17 protein-coding genes are annotated in these 17,045 nt (G+C 68.1%); 8 read left to right on the forward strand and 9 right to left on the reverse strand.

Annotation, left to right across the window (positions count from 1 at the left end; genetic code table 11):
- Positions 1 to 53: 53 nt before the first annotated feature.
- Complete coding sequence (locus tag O9281_RS10675; protein WP_298185477.1) at positions 54 to 1,751, forward strand: alkaline phosphatase family protein; 1,698 nt, start codon at positions 54 to 56, stop codon at positions 1,749 to 1,751.
- Position 1,752: 1 nt separating this feature from the next.
- Positions 1,753 to 2,964 (forward strand): FAD-dependent monooxygenase, encoded by a 1,212-nt coding sequence (locus O9281_RS10680; protein WP_298185479.1) that lies wholly within the window; start codon positions 1,753 to 1,755, stop codon positions 2,962 to 2,964.
- Here O9281_RS10680 and O9281_RS10685 read toward each other — a convergent pair.
- From O9281_RS10685 to hemC, 3 genes are read right to left on the reverse strand one after another with little or no spacing between them, the layout of a single operon-like run.
- Positions 2,961 to 3,869 carry a hypothetical protein gene (locus tag O9281_RS10685; protein WP_298185482.1) on the reverse strand — a complete coding sequence of 303 codons (909 nt, stop codon included), beginning with the start codon at positions 3,867 to 3,869 and terminating at the stop codon, positions 2,961 to 2,963. The two genes, O9281_RS10680 and O9281_RS10685, sit on opposite strands and share 4 nt — an antisense overlap.
- A gap of 41 nt (positions 3,870 to 3,910) precedes the next feature.
- Positions 3,911 to 4,594: a uroporphyrinogen-III synthase gene (locus tag O9281_RS10690; RefSeq protein ID WP_298185485.1), complete on the reverse strand. Its 684-nt coding sequence runs from the start codon at positions 4,592 to 4,594 to the stop codon at positions 3,911 to 3,913.
- Between the two features lie 5 nt (positions 4,595 to 4,599).
- Positions 4,600 to 5,538 (reverse strand): hydroxymethylbilane synthase, encoded by a 939-nt coding sequence (gene hemC, locus O9281_RS10695; RefSeq protein ID WP_298185488.1) that lies wholly within the window; start codon positions 5,536 to 5,538, stop codon positions 4,600 to 4,602.
- Positions 5,539 to 5,581: 43 nt separating this feature from the next.
- On the opposite strand from hemC, the gene tsaD reads away from it, so the two are divergent.
- Genes tsaD through O9281_RS10715 form a run of 4 tightly spaced genes read left to right on the forward strand, consistent with a single transcriptional unit; the run spans position 5,582 to position 9,823 of the window.
- Positions 5,582 to 6,721 (forward strand): tRNA (adenosine(37)-N6)-threonylcarbamoyltransferase complex transferase subunit TsaD, encoded by a 1,140-nt coding sequence (gene tsaD / locus O9281_RS10700; protein WP_298185490.1) that lies wholly within the window; start codon positions 5,582 to 5,584, stop codon positions 6,719 to 6,721.
- On the forward strand, positions 6,718 to 7,722 hold the full coding sequence (locus O9281_RS10705; protein ID WP_298185492.1) for an NAD(P)H-dependent glycerol-3-phosphate dehydrogenase: 1,005 nt from the start codon (positions 6,718 to 6,720) through the stop codon (positions 7,720 to 7,722). The genes tsaD and O9281_RS10705 overlap by 4 nt, the downstream gene beginning before the upstream one ends.
- The gene (locus O9281_RS10710) at positions 7,719 to 9,239 is read left to right on the forward strand and encodes a lipopolysaccharide biosynthesis protein (protein ID WP_298185495.1); all 1,521 of its coding nucleotides are present in this window, start codon (positions 7,719 to 7,721) and stop codon (positions 9,237 to 9,239) included. The genes O9281_RS10705 and O9281_RS10710 overlap by 4 nt, the downstream gene beginning before the upstream one ends.
- Positions 9,236 to 9,823, forward strand: a complete 588-nt coding sequence (locus O9281_RS10715; RefSeq protein ID WP_298185498.1) for a hypothetical protein — start codon at positions 9,236 to 9,238, stop codon at positions 9,821 to 9,823. Before O9281_RS10710 ends, O9281_RS10715 begins: the two co-directional genes overlap by 4 nt.
- A 22-nt stretch (positions 9,824 to 9,845) precedes the next feature.
- Here the strand turns inward: O9281_RS10715 and uvrB are convergent, their stop codons facing one another.
- The 6 genes from uvrB to O9281_RS10745 all read right to left on the reverse strand — a co-directional run bounded on the left by uvrB (position 9,846) and on the right by O9281_RS10745 (position 15,518).
- Positions 9,846 to 12,032 carry an excinuclease ABC subunit UvrB gene (gene uvrB / locus O9281_RS10720; protein ID WP_298185500.1) on the reverse strand — a complete coding sequence of 729 codons (2,187 nt, stop codon included), beginning with the start codon at positions 12,030 to 12,032 and terminating at the stop codon, positions 9,846 to 9,848.
- Between the two features lie 45 nt (positions 12,033 to 12,077).
- Positions 12,078 to 12,314, reverse strand: coding sequence for a hypothetical protein (locus O9281_RS10725; RefSeq protein ID WP_298185502.1), 237 nt, complete (start codon positions 12,312 to 12,314; stop codon positions 12,078 to 12,080).
- A complete protein-coding gene (locus tag O9281_RS10730; protein ID WP_298185505.1) occupies positions 12,307 to 12,546 on the reverse strand; it encodes a hypothetical protein in 240 nt (79 codons plus the stop codon). The genes O9281_RS10725 and O9281_RS10730 overlap by 8 nt, the downstream gene beginning before the upstream one ends.
- Positions 12,547 to 12,549: 3 nt before the next feature.
- Positions 12,550 to 12,717 (reverse strand): hypothetical protein, encoded by a 168-nt coding sequence (locus O9281_RS10735; RefSeq protein ID WP_298185508.1) that lies wholly within the window; start codon positions 12,715 to 12,717, stop codon positions 12,550 to 12,552.
- 82 nt (positions 12,718 to 12,799) lie between these two features.
- Positions 12,800 to 13,006: a hypothetical protein gene (locus O9281_RS10740; protein WP_298185510.1), complete on the reverse strand. Its 207-nt coding sequence runs from the start codon at positions 13,004 to 13,006 to the stop codon at positions 12,800 to 12,802.
- Positions 13,007 to 13,310: 304 nt separating this feature from the next.
- Complete coding sequence (locus O9281_RS10745) at positions 13,311 to 15,518, reverse strand: TonB-dependent siderophore receptor (RefSeq protein WP_298185513.1); 2,208 nt, start codon at positions 15,516 to 15,518, stop codon at positions 13,311 to 13,313.
- On the opposite strand from O9281_RS10745, the gene O9281_RS10750 reads away from it, so the two are divergent.
- Entirely contained in the window at positions 15,484 to 16,260 is a 777-nt protein-coding gene (locus O9281_RS10750; protein WP_298185515.1) for an SDR family NAD(P)-dependent oxidoreductase, read from the forward strand. The genes O9281_RS10745 and O9281_RS10750 overlap by 35 nt on opposite strands.
- A gap of 91 nt (positions 16,261 to 16,351) precedes the next feature.
- The gene (locus tag O9281_RS10755) at positions 16,352 to 17,032 is read left to right on the forward strand and encodes a hypothetical protein (RefSeq protein WP_298185518.1); all 681 of its coding nucleotides are present in this window, start codon (positions 16,352 to 16,354) and stop codon (positions 17,030 to 17,032) included.
- Positions 17,033 to 17,045 lie beyond the last annotated feature (13 nt).

Here is a 17,045-nt window from a genome sequence, read left to right on the forward strand (position 1 = left end):
CGCAGCGCCATCAGGGCCTTGCCGATTTCAGCGCCCAAAGCAAGGATTCACCCATGCGTCGCACCTTCGCCAGCCTGCTTGCCACCGCCGCTCTGGGGCTTGCGATTGTTGCTCCGGCTCAAGCGCAGGAGGCCGCGCCTGCCGCCGCTGCGACGGCCCCCGCGCAAGTGGATCGGCCGGGCCCGCAGCTGGTGCTGGCCGTGTCTATCGATCAGCTCTCGTCCGATCTCTTCGCCCAGTACCGTGAGCACTTCACCGATGGCTTTGCTCGCCTGCTGGGCGGGGCAGTGTTCCCATCGGGATACCAGTCGCACGCCGCGACCGAGACCTGCCCCGGCCATTCCACGATCCTGACCGGTGTACGGCCGGCCCGCAACGGGATCATCGCCAACAACTGGTTCGATCCGCGCATCGCCCGGGCTGACAAGAAGATCTATTGTTCCGAAGACCTGTCCGATCCGGCCAGCACTTCGCGCGAACCGGTGGTTTCGGCCAATCTGCTGAAGGTGCCGACCCTGGGCGAGATGATGAAGCGCGCCAATCCCGCCACCCGCAATGTCGCCGTTTCGGCCAAGGACCGCGCCGTGGTGATGATGGGCGGGCACCAGATCGACGCGGGCTATTGGTGGAAAGGCAGCGGCTTCACCACCTTCAAGGGGCGCGAGCTGTCCCCAGCCGCGCAGCGCGCCAATGCCGCTGCTGCGGCCCTGCTGGCCAAGGGCGCCCCGGCGCTCAAGGTTCCGGTCTGGTGCGGCGCACGCGACCGGGCCGTGGCGATCGGCAATGGCAGCGTCGGCACGTTCCGCTTCGCCCTGCCCAAGGGGGCCAAGCCGGACATGCTGCGGGTCTCGCCCCGGATGGACGGGGCAACGGTGGACCTGGCGCTGGGGCTGGTCGATCAGCTGAAGCTGGGCCAGGGCGCCGTGCCCGATGTGCTGTCGGTCAGCCTCTCGGCCAGCGATTACATTGGCCATGCGGTTGGCACCGAAGGGGTGGAAATGTGCATCCAGCTGGCCGAGCTTGACCGCAATCTAGGTCGGCTGTTCACCGCGCTCGATGCGCGCAAGATCGATTACATGGTGGTGCTGACCGCCGACCATGGCGGCCACGATGCGCCCGAACGGCTGCGCCAGCAGGCGCTGCCGGGCGCGGCGCGGGCCGACAAGGCACTGATGCCGGCGGCCCTTGGGGTCGAGATCACCCGCCGCACCGGCATTGCCGCGCCGCAAGGCCCGCTGATCTATGGTGATGGCCCGTTCGGCGACATGTATGTCAACGCCGCGATCACCGGCGAGGCCAAGGCCAAGGTGGTCCGCGAACTGGTCAACCTGACCCGCTATCACCCCCAGGTCGCCGCCGTTTACACCGCCGCGGACCTAGCTGCCACGCCGATGCCGACCGGCAATCCCCAGGACTGGACGATCCGCGAGCGCGCCCGCGCCTCGTTCATGGCTGAACGGTCGGGCGATGTCGTGGTGCTGCTCGATCGCGCCATCACTCCGATCCCGGAGCCAATGCCCGGGGCCTATGTCGCCACCCATGGCAGCGTCTGGGACTATGACCGGCGCGTGCCGATCCTGTTCTGGCGCAAGGGCATGGCCGGGTTCGAACAGCCCAACCCGATCGAAACGGTCGATATCGCGCCCACCCTGGCTGCGCAGCTTGGCCTCAAGGTCAGCGACGGGGTCTTTGACGGGCGTTGCCTCGATCTCGATGCCGGGGCCGGCAACAGCTGCGAGCGGGTGAAGTAGGATGAGCGAACGGCGCGACCTTGTGATCCTCGGCGGCGGGCTGGTCGGCATGACCTTGGCCCTGGCCGCCGCGCGCCAGGGGATCACCAGCCACGTGGTGGACAAGGCCACCCCCGAACAGCTCACCGCCGAAGGTGCCGATGGCCGTGCCTCGGCCATTTCGACCGCCAGCTGGAACCTGTTCGCCAATATCGGCCTGGCCGACAAGCTGGCCCCGCTGGGCTGTCCGATCGATGCCATCGCGGTGACCGACCAGATGAAGCCCGGCCGGATCGATTTCCAGCCGGGGGCCGAGGATGGCAGCCTCGGCCGGATGTATGCCAACCGCGATATCCGCGTGGCCCTGTTCGAGGCGGCGCGGGCCGAAAGCCCGATTGCCTGGCATTCCGGGGCGGAGGCCGTGGAGCGTGAGCGCGGGGCGCACGGCGTGCGCGTGGTGCTGGACAATGGCGCGGAGCTGACCGGCGGCCTGCTGATCGCGGCCGAAGGACGGCAATCCCCCACCCGCGAGGAAGCAGGGCTGGCCAAGGCCAAGTGGGACTATCACCACCGCGCCATCGTCACCGCGCTGTACCACGAGAAGTCGCACGAGAACGTCGCATGGGAAATCTTCTATCCTGCCGGTCCCTTCGCCCTGCTGCCCCTGCTCGACGAAGGCGGCAAGCACCGCTCGGCCCTGGTCTGGACCGTTGCGGAAAAGGATGCTGCCGGGGTGCTGGCCATGCCCGAGGGGATGTTCCTCGCCGAGGTTGACCGCCACATGGGCGGGATGTTCGGCGCGCTGCAACTGGCCGCGCCGCGGATGAGCTATCCGCTCAACTTCCACCGCGCGCCGCGGATCGTCGATCATCGCCTCGTGCTGATTGGCGATGCCGCCCACGGGATCCATCCCATCGCTGGGCAGGGCCTGAACCTGGGCCTGCGCGATGTCGGCGCCTTGGTCGAGGTGCTGACCGACGGCATGCGGCTCGGCCTGGAGCCGGGCGATGCCCAGCTGCTGTCGCGCTATGAACGCTGGCGCTCGGTTGACAGCTTCTCGGTCGGTTTTGCGACCGATGCGATCAATCGCCTGTTTGCGATCCCCGGCCGCCTGCCCAGCGCGATCCGGCGGCTGGGCATGGGCGCGGTGCAGCGTTCGGGCTGGCTCAAGCGCTTCTTCATGGACGAAGCGCGCGGCATGTCGGGCGACCTGCCGAGGCTGCTCAGGGCCTAAAGCGCCCGCAGCGGCTCGGCGTCGGTTGCCGGCGGCGCACCCGGTCCCGGCTGGCGAACCTGCGCGCCGGTCGCATCCTTCAGCTTTTCCGGTTCAAGCAGCGCGGCAGTCTCGATCAGGTCGAGCGCCTTTTGCGCGGCGGCATAGCGCCGGGCCTCGGCGCTCCAGTCATTGGCCAGGGCCGCGCCGGGCAGGCGCTGCACCTCGTCGAGTGCCCCCTCGACCTGGCCGGAACGCAGCATCAGCCGTGCCCGGTCCAGCCGGTCATCCGGCCGGGCGGAGGTGGCATCGCCGCGGCGGATGACGAACAGGCCCGACAGTTCGCGGGTAAAGCGATCCCAGCCGCCCTCGTTGGGCGGGGTGCCGAGCAGGGCCGGGGCCAGGGCATCGAGCCCGCCAGCCAGCCGGTCGAGCGTGACCGGGCGGCGTGCGGTTTCAATCACGGTGGTCACGGCATTGGCTTGGGCATCGCCGAAGCGCAGCTTCAACTGGTCTTCGAGGTAACCCAGCGGCACCCCGCGTTCGATCGCGCGCCGTGCGGCGAGGGCGACCAGCAGGGCCTCGGCGCGGGCGGTATTGCCTTCGCTGGCAGCCGCTTGCAGGTCGATCCGGGCCAGCCGCTGTTCCAGCGCGGCGATCCGCTGGTCCATGCCCCCGGCCACGGCTTCCAGTGCCGGGCTGGCGCTGGGCGCGGGCACGGCTTTGGGCAGCGGGCCGGTTACGGCGGCGGGTGCGCTCGCGGCCGGCTGGGCAAAATCGGGACCAAACTGCAGCTTGCCATCCCAGGCCAGCCAGCCGATCAGAGCGGCCCCACCGATGAAGGCCAGCAGGCTGGTGCCCAGTACCGCGCGCATGGAGACACCCGAAGAGGCGGCGCGGCGGCGGGAGAGATAGTCTTCGTCCATGCTTCAGTCTGACCCGGTTGCGGGGCTGTTACCCTGTTCTCTTACGGTTCTTGGCACATCTGCCGGGCCAAGGCCAGCAGCGCGGCATCGCTGGCTTCGGCTGCTACGGCCACCTCGCGCCAGCCTGGTCCTGCGGCGCTGGCAACGCGCGGGGCCAGCACGCAGAGCGAATGCAGCGCCCGGCGCAGCCCCAGCCGCACGCATTCGGCGGCAAAGTGATGGGCGGCCTCGCCCGAATGCAGCGCGACCAGCGCGGGCCGGGCCAGCAGCGCGGCCAGTTCCGGCGGCATCGGCTGGGGGCGGCTGGCATAGACTACGCGCTCGGTCATGGTGACGCCATCGGGCAGGGTCAGCGGCACGCGCTCCTCACCGGCCAGACGTAGCAGACTGCGGTGCTCCGATGCCAGCAGCGTCAGCGCGCCTTGCAAGCCGCCCCGGCCGGTCGCGGCAACGCTGAGGCCAGCTTCGCGCGCGGCCGCCGCAGTGGTCTCGCCCACGCAATAGGCCGGCAGGTGGCGCAGCGCGGCAAGGCCTGGCCCGGCGGCGCGCAGGGCATTGGCGCTGCCCAGCAGCAATGCATCGAACTGGTCGGGCGGCGGGGCCTGCCACGAGCGCGCGACCACCGCGAACAAGGGAAAGCCATGCGGATCGAGCCCCGCCGCGCGCGCTGCGCTCACCGTTGCGGTGCAGCCAGGCTCGGGTCGGATCACGATCAATGGCAGCATCGGCACTATCCTGCGAAATGTTCCCGCACGGCTGGCGGGGCGGCATCGAGTAACTGCCGGGCCAGCCGCACCGGCCCCTGCGGGTCACCGGGTGGGAAGCTCAGCGCACCATCCACCCGGTGCGCCCCATCGGGGCTGAACAAGGCGGCGCGCAGCAGCAGCGCATTGTCGCCATGCTCGGTCAGCGCGGCAATCGGGCTGTGGCAATTGCCGCCCAGCGCGGCGAGCAAGCCACGCTCGGCCTGCAGCGCGGAATGGCTTGGGCCGTGATCGATCGCGGCCACGAGATCGCGGGTGACGGCATCGCGGGCGCGGCATTCGATGGCAATGGCGCCCTGACCCGGGGCAGGCAGCCAGTCCAGCGGATCGAGCGGTGTGCCGATCCCGGTCTCGCCCAGCCGCTCCAGCCCGGCGGCGGCGAGCAGGGTGGCGTCGGCCTCGCCCGCTTCCAGCTTGCCGAGGCGTGTCGCGACATTGCCGCGGAACAGCACGATCCTACAGTCAGGCCGGGCATGCAGCGCCTGGGCCGCGCGGCGCGGCGCGCTAGTGCCGATCCGCGCGCCGGGCGGCAGGGCGGCGAGGCCGCTCAAGCCCCGCTCATCCTGAGCTTGTCGAAGGACGAGCACGTCGCGCACGTCGGCGCGGGGCAGCACGGCGGTGATGGCGATCTCGGCCGGGCGCAGCGTTTCGACGTCCTTGGCCGAATGGACTGCCAGGTCGATTTCGCCCGCCAGCAGCCAGGCATCCAGTTCCTTGGTCCAAAGCGCCTTGCCACCGATTTCGGCCAGCGGGCGATCCTGCACCTTGTCGCCGCTCGCCAACACGGGGACGATCTCGATCGCCAGATCGGGATGGGCCGCTTGCAGCCGATCGCGCGCTTCATGGGCCTGGGCCATGGCGAGGGGGGAACGACGGGTACCAAGGCGCAGTGGACGGTCAGGCATGGGCGCTTGTGCTAATGCGCAATCAGGCTAGAGGAAAGCCGCGATGGGGATTGTCCTCGGAATTGAATCGTCCTGCGACGAAACGGCCGCCGCGCTGGTCGATGGCGAGCGCCGGATCGTGGCGCAGCGGATCGCCTCGCAGGACGATGCCCACCGCCCCTATGGCGGCGTTGTTCCCGAAATTGCCGCTCGCGCCCATGCCGAACGGATCGCACCGCTGGTGGAAGCCGTGCTGGCCGACGCCGGGATGACGCTGGACGATGTCTATGCCATTGCCGCCACGGCCGGTCCCGGCCTGATCGGCGGGGTGATGGTCGGCCTGGTCACGGCCAAGGCGCTGGCCATGGCCGCTGACAAGCCGCTGATTGCGGTCAACCATCTTGAGGGCCATGCGTTGTCGCCCCGGCTGGCCGATCCGGCGCTGCAATTCCCCTATCTGCTGCTGCTGGTCTCCGGCGGGCATTGCCAGGTGCTGCGCGTGGACGGAGTCGGCCAGTACCGCCGCCTTGCTACCACGATCGACGATGCGCTGGGGGAGGCATTCGACAAGACCGCGAAGATCCTGGGCCTGGGCTTTCCCGGCGGTCCGGCGGTGGAACGGCTGGCGCGCGAGGGCGATCCGAAAGCCGTGACCCTGCCGCGCCCCTTGCTGGGCAGCGCCGAACCGCATTTTTCCTTTGCTGGCCTCAAGAGCGCGGTTTTGCGGGCCAAGCAGGCGATGGTGGAGAATGGTGCTTCGACAGGCTCAGCACGAACAGAGAAGGCGGGCAATCCCCAGTCCGTTCGGCCTGAGCTTGTCGAAGGCCAGCCGCCGCGCCCGACCTATACCGACGCCGATATTGCCGCCGCCTTCCAGCAGGCCGCGCTCGATTGCGTGATCGACCGGACCCGCCGCGCGCTGGAAGGCAGCGAGGGGCTGACCGCGCTGGTCGTGGCCGGGGGCGTGGCCGCCAACCAGACAATCCGCGCCGGGCTGGAAGCCTTGGCGGCGCAGTTCGGTCTGCCGTTCGTTGCCCCGCCACTGGCGCTGTGCACGGATAATGCCGCGATGATCGCCTGGGCCGGGCAGGAACGGCTGGCCCTGGCCGAATTTGCGCCCGATCCGCTCGACATTGCCGCGCGCCCGCGCTGGCCGCTCGATCCCGATGCCGCACCGGTGCGCGGGGCGGGGGTGAAGGCATGACGGCACACGCCGCCACAATCGGCGTACTGGGCGGCGGGGCCTGGGGCACGGCGCTGGCCCAGGCGCTGGCCAGCGATGGCACGGCGGTGCGACTCTGGGCGCGCGAGCCGGACGTGGTCGAGGCGGTCAATACCCAGCACCGTAACCCGTTATTCCTGCCAAGTGCCGAATTAGCGCGATCTATTAAAGCCACGAACCAGATTGGTGATATGGCAGCCCTGCCGGTTCTGCTTGCGGTCGTGCCCGCGCAGCACCTTGGCCGGGTGCTCGCCGGACTGGGCCAGCCGCCGCAAGACCTGGTGCTCTGCGCCAAGGGGATCGAGGCGGGCACCGGGCGGCTGATGGCCGATGTGGCGCAGGCTGCGCTGCCGGGAGCGGAAATTGCGGTCTTGTCAGGCCCGACCTTTGCCCATGAAGTTGCCGCCGGCCTTCCCACCGCCGTGACCCTGGCCTGTGCCGGGGGTGAGGCGCAATGGCAGCGGCTGGCTCCGGCGCTCTCGCGCCCGACACTGCGGCCCTATTATTCGGATGACGTGATCGGGGCCGAAATCGGCGGGGCGGTGAAGAACGTGCTGGCGATTGCCTGCGGCGTGGTCGACGGGCTGGGGCTGGGCCAGAACGCCCGCGCGGCGCTGATCGCGCGGGGTTATGCCGAGATGACCCGGTTCGGCCTGTCGCGCGGCGCGCGGGCGGAAACGCTGGCGGGGTTGTGCGGCCTCGGCGACCTGGTGCTGACCTGCTCCTCCACTTCCAGCCGCAACTTCGCGCTCGGCAAGGCGCTGGGCGAAGGGCAGAGCGCCGAACAGGCACTGGCCGGCAAGTCCTCGGTCGCGGAAGGCGCGGCGACCGCACCGGTGCTGGCCGATCTTGCCGCGCGGGCCGGGCTCGACCTGCCGATCGTCAATGCGGTGTGCCGCCTGCTCACCGGTGAAGCGCCAGCCCGGCAGGTGGTGGCCGAGCTCCTCTCCCGCCCCTTGCGCGCCGAAGGCGAGAGCGCATGAGCAATCACGACAATCAGGACATCGCCGCCCTCGCCAAGGGTGGGCGGACCAATTTCCTGGGCTTCGTACTGCGGCTGGGCGGCACCGCGCCCTTCCTGTTCATCGCCGGGCGGTTCTATGGGGTGGAGGCGCTGGGGCGCTATGCCTCGGCTCTCGTCATCGTCGAACTGATCTCGCAGCTTTGCGTCCTCGGCCAGCGCCGGGGCCTGGCCCAACGGCTCAGCGAGGATGGACGGCACGATGCCCACATCGTCGCCGATGGCCTGCTGATGACGCTGATGTTGTCGCTGGCCGTAGCAGCGCTGTTGTACCTGTTCCCGGCGCCAATGTTCCCCAGCGGCCAGTATACCGAGTGGGACCGGCTGCTGCCGATCGCCATTGTTGCCAATGCCCTGACCGACGTGGCGCTGGCGGCCCTGGCCTATCGCTATAACGTCGCCGCCACGGTCCGCGCCCGCTCGCTGGTCGAACCCTGGGTGCAGACGATTGGTGCGGTGGTGTTCCTGTTCGTGCTCCCCGCCGCTGGCCTCGCCCTTTCGTTCATCCTGGCCAAGCTGGCGGCGCTGGTCGTGGCTTTCTGGCCGCTGATCCGCACTTATGGCCTGCCGCGCCACTGGTATCCGCACCCCTTGCGGATCGGGCGGCTGGCGCTGCTGTCGATGCCGCTGGCGGGCGCGGACCTGGTCGAATGGGGCACGCGCAAGCTCGACATCGCGCTGCTCGGCTTCTTCACCTCGCCCACGGCGGTGGGGGTCTATTACGCGGCGCAGCAGGTTGCCTCGCTGCCGCAGAAGCTCAAGACCAGTTTCGAGCCCATCCTTGGCCCTGTCATCACCCGCAACCTGCGCGAAGGGAACCACGCGGCCATCGCGGCGCAGGTCAACCAGGTCGGGTTCTGGATCATCGCCGCCCAGGCCGGGATTGCCCTGGCCCTCGCGATCCCCGGCGAGGGCGTGATGGGGCTGATCGGCCCGCAATTCGTCGGCGGCACCGGGGCGCTCGCATTCCTGCTGCTGGCCGAAGTGGTGGCCGCCACGGCCGTGGTGAGCGAGGCGGCGCTGGTCTATGTCGCGCGGCTCAAGAACCTGTGGCTCTCGCTCGCCACCATCGCTCTCCAGGCCGGGCTGACTGTCGGCGGGATCATGCTGGTGCGCGAACTGGCGCTGGGTGACAAGTTCGCCGCCGCCGCTGCCGCGGGCGCGCTGATGCTGGCGCTGGCCTTTGCCTCGCTGGCCAAGGGCTGGCTGCTGGGGCGGATCATGCAGGCGCCGGTCAACCCGTTCCGCTGGCCGCTGGTCTGGGCGGTGGCCCCGGCCACGCTGGTCGGCTGGGCGGTGGTCACGTTCCTGCCCGAATGGGCGGAACTGCTGTTCGGGATCCCCGCGATCCTCTTCACTTATGGCTATGTGATCTGGCACAAGGGCTTTGGCCCGGAAGACCGGGTGCTGTTCCGCAAGAACGTGGGCGGCGCACCGGCCACTTCGGAAACTGACGCCACGCAGGAAGGCAAGCAATGATCGATCTGTCGAATCCCAACCTGATCTGGTTCTCGCTCGCGCTGGTTGCGGGGCTGATGCTGGTCTGGTTCCTGTTCAGCCGCGCCGGCACCCCGCGCGAGCGCAGCCACAAGCCCGACGTGCTGGACGAAGGCGTCGGCCCGGCCCAGCGCAACCAGGCGCTGATCGACGCGCCCCCGGCGGCGAAGATCGAGCCGGTGGTGATTGCGCCCGAGCCGCAGCCTGAACCTGCGCCTGCGCCTGCGCCGGTTCCGGCCGCTACTCCTGAGCCGGTCGAAGCCGCGCCCGCACCGGTTGAGGCCGCGCCTCCGCCACCCGCGCCTGAACCTGCGCCTGCACCCGCTACCGCCGATGACCTGTCGCGGATCAAGGGCCTCGGTCCCAAGCTGCAAAAGCTGCTGCCCGAACTTGGCATCACCACCTTCGCCCAGATCGCCGCCCTGACCGAGGCGGACCTGACCGAACTCGATACCAAACTCGGCGCCTTCGCCGGCCGCCCGGCCAAGGACAACTGGGTAGAACAGGCCAAATTCCTCGCCGCCGGGGATACCGCTGGGTTCGAGGCGCAGTTCGGGAAAGTCTAGGTCGCCTGGGCGCCAGAAAACCCTAGCGCCCCCACTTCTGCTTCTTCTTGCCGAACCGGGTCTTGCGGGTGCCCGGCTTGCCCTCGTTGCTGCGGCCGACGATCGGCGCCTTGCGCTCGCCTTCGGGCAGGCCCAGCTCGGTCGCCTCGAGGCGGCGGATCTCGTCGCGCAGGCGGCCGGCTTCCTCGAATTCGAGGTCGGCGGCGGCGGCGCGCATCCGGCCTTCCAGCTCCTCGATGTAAGCGCGCAGGTTGTGGCCGACGAGGTTGTTACGGTCGTCGTCCTCCAGCTCCACCACCACGCCATCGCGGCTGGCGGTGTCGGCGACGATATCGTGGATGTTGCGCTTGATGCTTTCGGGCGTGATCCCGTGCAGTTCGTTATAGGCGCGCTGCTTCTCGCGGCGGCGGTCGGTCTCGGCGATGGCGCGCTCCATGGAGCCGGTCATCCGGTCGGCGTAGAGGATCACCCGTCCATCCACATTGCGCGCCGCGCGGCCGATGGTCTGGATCAGGGACGTTTCTGAGCGCAGGAAGCCTTCCTTGTCCGCATCGAGGATGCAGACCAGCCCGCATTCGGGGATGTCGAGGCCTTCGCGCAGCAGGTTGATGCCGACGAGCACGTCATAGACCCCCAGCCGCAGGTCGCGGATCAATTCGATGCGCTCCAGCGTCTCGACATCGCTGTGCATGTAGCGCACGCGCAGCCCCGCCTCGTGCATGAACTCGGTCAGGTCCTCGGCCATCCGCTTGGTCAGCGTGGTGACTAGCGTGCGATAGCCGGCTGCCGCGGTCTTGCGGCATTCCTCGATGCAGTCCTGCACCTGGTCCTCGACCGGGCGGATCTCCACCGGCGGGTCGATCAGCCCGGTCGGGCGGATCACCTGTTCGGCAAAGACGCCGCCCGATTGCTCCATTTCCCAGGGGCCGGGGGTAGCGGAAACGGCGACGGTCTGCGGCCGCATCGCGTCCCATTCGTTGAAGCGCAGGGGCCGGTTGTCGATGCAAGACGGCAGGCGAAAGCCATATTCGGCCAGCGTCAGCTTGCGGCGGTGGTCCCCACGCGCCATCGCGCCGATCTGCGGCACGGTCTGGTGGCTTTCATCGACGAACAGCAGGGCATTGTCGGGCAGATACTCGAACAGCGTCGGCGGCGGCTCGCCCGGCAAACGGCCCGTCAGGAAGCGGGAGTAATTCTCGATCCCCGCGCAGGATCCCGTCGCCGCGATCATCTCGAGGTCGAAATTGGTCCGCTGTTCCAGCCGCTGCGCTTCCAGCAGGCGGCCCTCGGCGTTGAGTTCCTTCAATCGCTCGGCCAGTTCGAAGCGGATCGCCTCGGCCGCCTGCTTCATTGTCGGACCGGGGGTGACATAGTGCGAATTGGCATAGACCCGCACCTTGTCCAGCTTCGCCCCGGCCTTGCCGGTCAGCGGATCGAACTCGACAATCTGCTCGATCTCGTCCCCGAAAAACGAGATGCGCCAGGCCATGTCCTCATAGTGGCTGGGGAACACTTCCAGGTTGTCACCCCGCACGCGAAAGGTGCCGCGCTGGAACGCGGCGTCGTTGCGCTTGTATTGCAGGGCGACCAGCTTGCGGATGATCTCGCGCTGGTCCTCGCTCGCCCCGACCTTCAGGTCAAAGATCATGGCCGAGTACGTCTCGACCGAGCCGATGCCATAGAGGCACGAGACCGAGGCGACGATGATCACATCATCGCGTTCCAGCAGCGCCCGGGTGGCCGAATGGCGCATCCGGTCGATCGCCTCGTTTACGCTCGATTCCTTCTCGATATAGGTATCGCTGCGCGGGACATAGGCTTCGGGCTGGTAATAGTCGTAGTAGGAAACGAAGTACTCCACCGCGTTCTCGGGGAAGAAGCTCTTCATCTCGCCATAGAGCTGCGCGGCCAGGATCTTGTTGGGGGCCAGGATCAGCGCGGGCCGCTGCGTCGCCTCGATCACCTGGGCCATGGTGAAGGTCTTGCCGCTGCCGGTCACGCCCAGCAGCACCTGGGTCTTCTCCTCGGCCCTGATCCCTTCCACCAGCTCGGCAATCGCGGTCGGCTGGTCCCCGGCGGGTTGGTATTCGGAGACGATCTTGAACGGCCGCCCGCCCTCCGCCTTGTCCGGCCGCGCCGGCTTGTGCGGCACGAAGGCGGTGGAGGTATCGGGCTCTTCCAGACCGCGGCGGATGATGAGTTCAGCCATGGGGGGAGTATGGGGGTTTGCGGTTTGTTCCGCAAGCCGGGCCGGTCAGTGGATCCGCAGTTCCAGGATCTGTTCCTCGATCGCACGGATGAAGCTTTCGCCGCATTGCTCAGTCGAAAGATAGTCCTGCTCATCGGCGCCGATGTTGTGGCCGATGCCAAAGGCAAAGGTCAGGCGGATCAGGATTTCCGGCCGATCCTCGGCCAGATAGCGGATCAGCGTCTGCAGGATGCGGGCATGGGCCAGCACGCGGCGGTCCAGTTCGGTGCATTCGTTATCCATCGCGCCGGCCTTGCTGGCGGCACAATTCGGCCTCGGCACAGGCGAGGTCGGTATAGCGATAGGGCCCGACCAGGTAATACGCCTCGGTCCGCGCGATGATCCCGGCGGGCAAGGCCGGAACCGCGAGCGGCCGGGTATGGCCGCCCTCGTTCTCCCACCCTTCAAGTGCCTGGCGGCGGTCCATGGTGTGCGGCGTGCGCGGGGCGGGTTCGATCGGGGGAATGGCGGGCATGGTTCAGTCCAGTCGGTCTGGCTGCAGGCCGCTGGCCCGGCGAAAGGCGATCAGCTGGCGGGTGCAGTGGGCCAGGGTCGCCCGGTGGCCCTGCTGCTCGTGCGCGGTACCCCCGCGGGCAAGGTGCAGCAGCGCGTTCTGGCGCTCGGCAAAAAACAGGTTGAGGTCCATCTGCGGTCCTTCAGGTCGGGAGCGGTCGAGCCAGTTGGCCGCTGGGGAAACGGGGCGCCGCGTCCCCGGCGGCCAGCCCGGATCAGACCTTGCGCATCTTTACAGCGCAGCAATTGTCACCTTCGCCTGTGGTCTCGTACTCGTAGCGATCCTGCTCCTGTGGCGGCTGACCGCCCTGGGGCAGGTCGGCGCGATTGAAGGGCAGGCGCGTTCCGCCGGCTTCGGGCAGGATAAAGCCCGATCCGGTGGTCTTGTCATAATTGGCGATCTTGCCGGTGGTGGTAACCATGATGGATTCCTTTCACATGCGGCAAGCCGGGATCGGCCATGCCGGCCAGAGGGCACAAGTGAAGGAAAGGGGCGGTCTCTGCCGCCGGTTGCCAACCATCATGTCAGGTAGCCCCACTAAGATGGGGATGCGGGCGGTGGATTACAATGCCAGGCGCGCGCGGCTGGACCGGCTGTGCTGCTTTGTGCGGTGGGAAGGCGGCGAGGGAATTGGACTCGTCGAGGCCCCGATGGGTGATGGATCGGGGTTTCGGGGGAGTCAGGGGGTGGGGCGCTGAGGGGAAGCGGTAGCGTGTTGGCCGGTGCTAGTGGCCGCCTCCCACCCGAGAACGTATTCCACCGTTGACCGTGAAGCCTTCAAGCGGCCCCCATGCGTTTACAGTCCAGCGGCCATCTGCGGCGCGCTGCCGGCGCAGCATGGAATTATAGCGCGTTTGACGCACGTTCAGCAGGTTTTCGGCATTCAAGAACAGGCTGACTTTGCCGATGGTGATTTCTCCCAGCACCCCGAGTTCGACATAGGGCTTGCTGGTGGTACGATAGGGATTGTCATCCAGTGACTGGCGGCCCGTGTAATATGCCTCCAACCCGATGCGGCCACGCCCGTGCTGTTCCCACATGGCAACAAGCCCGGCCGTATGGCGTGGGGTCAAGGGCACCGCTCGCTTGGCTGAGCCGACTGGATCAGGTTCTCGCGCATTCACGTTGACATAGCTGCCGGTCATCGTGAACGGACCGGTGCGATAGCGCAGCAACAGTTCGATCCCGCGCGTGGTGGTCAACCCTGGGGCATTGACCAGGCGCACGCCGGTGCCCCCGCCGGTCTCTTCCAGCCGCACGGCATCGCGCAGGTTTGAGCCGAAGAACACAGCGTTCGCCTCTACCGCGCCAAAGCGATAGCCGACATCGATCGAGGCGGAATCCGCGGTTTCGGCCCGCACCCCCGCGATTGAGGCGAGCCTAGACAGGCCTGCCGCCTCGGTTTCCTCCACGAACGGGGTCGGGGCCTGAAAGCCACGGCCCAACGTGGCTCGCACGGTCAGCTTGCCGGGGCGATAAAGTGCCGAAAGTCGCGGGCTGAATCGGGTGCCATAAACATTGTGGAAATCGATCCGGCCACTTGCAGCCAAGGTCAGGTCGCCAGGAGCATCGTGTTCTATCTGAGCGAGCAGCGCCGGGGCCGAGAAACTGTAATCGAAGCTCGGAAAGGCGACAGAGCGATAAGTGTCGCGCTGCCACGCGATGCCGGCAAGCCAGGTCGTACCCTTGCTGCCACCGGCAACCAGGGCTTCGGCCATGACCGTTCCGTGGCGATCATCCTCTCGCGTCGGTCCGCGAACATGTTCATGGTTCAGCCGCGAGGCCGAACCGCGCAGATGCAGTGCGAGGTCTGTCCCAAACGGAACCTTGGCCACAAGGCCGCCGTCGATCCGGCTGGCATCCTGCGTTTCCGGGAAATAGGTTCCATCCGGAACGACCCTGCCGGGCAGGCTCCCACCCCGGCGCTGCTCCCCCATTGCCCCAAGCGTGGCATAGATTTCCGCGCCAGTCGCGCCTTGCCAGAAGAGGCGGGGCCGCACAGTCCAACGGTCATAGCCGGGCATATCGATCCAGCCATCGCCATCAAGGTCCTGGCGGCTTTGGCGGTGCAGGCCGCCGACCAGCGATGCGCCCCAGCCATTGCCAAGCGGGGTTGCGCCATAAGCGGTCAGGTCTTGCCCGTTCCGGCTCGTGACATTGGCCAGCATTTCGGCCTCTGGCGAACTGCCCGGTCGCCGTGAGACAAGGTTGATCACGCCGCCAAGGGCTGAAGGGCCATAGAGCGCCGATGCCGCGCCCTTTATGATCTCGACCTGACCAAGATCCGTGGGCGCGATCTGCAGCAGCCCGACCGAAGCTGACTGTCCGCCATAAAGCGGCAGTCCGTCTGCGAGCACAGAGGTATAGCGCCCGTTCATCGCCTGCATCCGAATGTTGGATGAGCCAAGCGTGGGCGATGTGATCTGGACCCGTACACCGCCAGTTTCCGCCACAAGCATCGAGATGTTGCCCGGAGTCATGAGGAGCTTTTCCTCAATCTCCTCCCGTCCGATCACCTCTACCCGGATAGGTTCGTCCTGCACCCGCCGACCGGAGCGGGTGGCCTGGACAATGATCTCTTCCGCTTCTTCGACCTCATCGCCAGCAAGGGTTTCTTCGGCAGCGGCGGGGGCGGTTGTCGCCAGGGCGGCGCAGCTGAGCAAGATGACCCCCAAATGGGGCATCTGGCAGGGCCTGGCCGGATTGAAAGGCTTCGTCATTGCGCTCTCTAGTGTCCAGGCAAGCCGCGTGGTCAAGCCGAATTTCCTGCATCCCGAAATCTGCAACATGGGCGGCTTGCTGCTATCCCAGGAGCCGGACCATGGCCGAACCCCAGCCCACCCTCTCGACTCCGGCCCCCCTTCACGCCACACTTCCGGCTGAAAGGGAGGCAGGACGATGACGGGAGAACTCAGCCGCTCGGTCGCGGGCAAGGTGGTGCTGGTGACGGGGGCGGGCAGCGGCATGGGGCGGGCGACGGCGGAGGTCTTTGCAGCCGAGGGCGCGGCTGTCGCGCTGACCGACCTGCCGGGTAGCGCAATCGAGGACATCGCGGCTGACTTGCGCGCCAAGGGCCACCAGGCGCGGGCCTGGGCGCTGGACGTGAGCGACGCGGCGGCGATCCGCGCCGTGGTGGCGGAAGTGGCGGCGGAGTTTGGCGGGCTGGACGTGCTGGTCAACAATGCCGGGATCAGCGCCTTCTGCCCGATCGACGATGACGATCATTACGAGCTGGTGTGGGACCGCGCCGTTACCGTGCTGCTGACCGCGCACCAGCGGATGATCCGGGCGGCGCTGCCGTTCCTGCGGCAATCGTCCTCCCCCCGGATCGTCAATATCGCCAGCACCGAGGCGCTGGGGGCGACATCGCGCAACAGCCCCTATGCCGCGGCCAAGGCCGGCGTCACGGGGCTGACGCGGGCGCTGGCGGTGGAGCTGGGCAAGGAGGGGATCACCGTCAACGCGATCTGTCCGGGTCCGATCCTGACCGGCATGACCGAGAAGGTGAGCGAGGCGGACAAGGAAGTCTTCGCCCACCGCCGCACCGCGCTGCGCCGCTATGGCCGGCCCGAGGAAGTGGCGCATATCACGCTGAGCCTGTGCCTGCCTGCGGCCAGCTATATCACCGGGGTGACGATCCCGGTGGATGGCGGGTTGATGGCCAGAAACGCCTGACGGGGGCGCCTGATTGGGGCCTGAGGGGACGGGAAAGGGTGGAGTAACAAGCCTTTCCGGTTCCTTAGGAAAGCCATGGTAAACAGCCCGGATGGCGGCGATGCACACCATCCAGATGCTGGGGCTGATCGGGGCGGCCTCTTACCTTGCGGCGCGGGGGCTGCAGGGCGTGGCGCGCGGGGGCGGGCTGGCCTGGCACCGTTATGCGATCCTCGCCCAGCCGCGCGCCGGGCTGCCGGCCATGCCGCGCGGCTATGCGGTGCGGGAACTGGCGGCGGCGGAGCTGGCGGGCCATCCGGTCGATGCCGCTCCGGCGGTGCAGGCGGAGCGCTTTGCGGCAGGCCTGGCCTGCCTTGGCGTGTTCGATCCGCAGGGGCGGCTGACCGGCCTCGTCTGGCTGGGGCAGGGCACCTATCTGGAGGACGAGGTGGCGGTGCGCTTTGCCATCCCGCCGCGGTGTTGCTGGGATACCGGGCTGTGGATCGCGCCCGAACACCGCATGGGCCGCAGCTTTGCCGCGCTATGGGCTGGGGTGGGGCACTGGATGGATGCGCGCGGGCTGAGCCACTCGCTCAGCCGCGTGGCGGATTACAACCTGCCCGCGCTGGCCGCGCACCGGCGGATGGGCGCGCGGGTGCTGGCGCACCGCAGCTTCCTGAAGGTGGGAGGCTGGCAATGGGCCTTCGCGGCCCGGCCCCGGCTGGTGCGGCTCAGCCCCGCCACCCGACCGGCCGAGATCGATCTCGGCCAGTTGGGCGCGGGGCTGGTCTAGCAGTTCAGGCCGG

This window comes from Novosphingobium sp. (assembly GCF_027531025.1).
Classification (GTDB): domain Bacteria; phylum Pseudomonadota; class Alphaproteobacteria; order Sphingomonadales; family Sphingomonadaceae; genus Novosphingobium.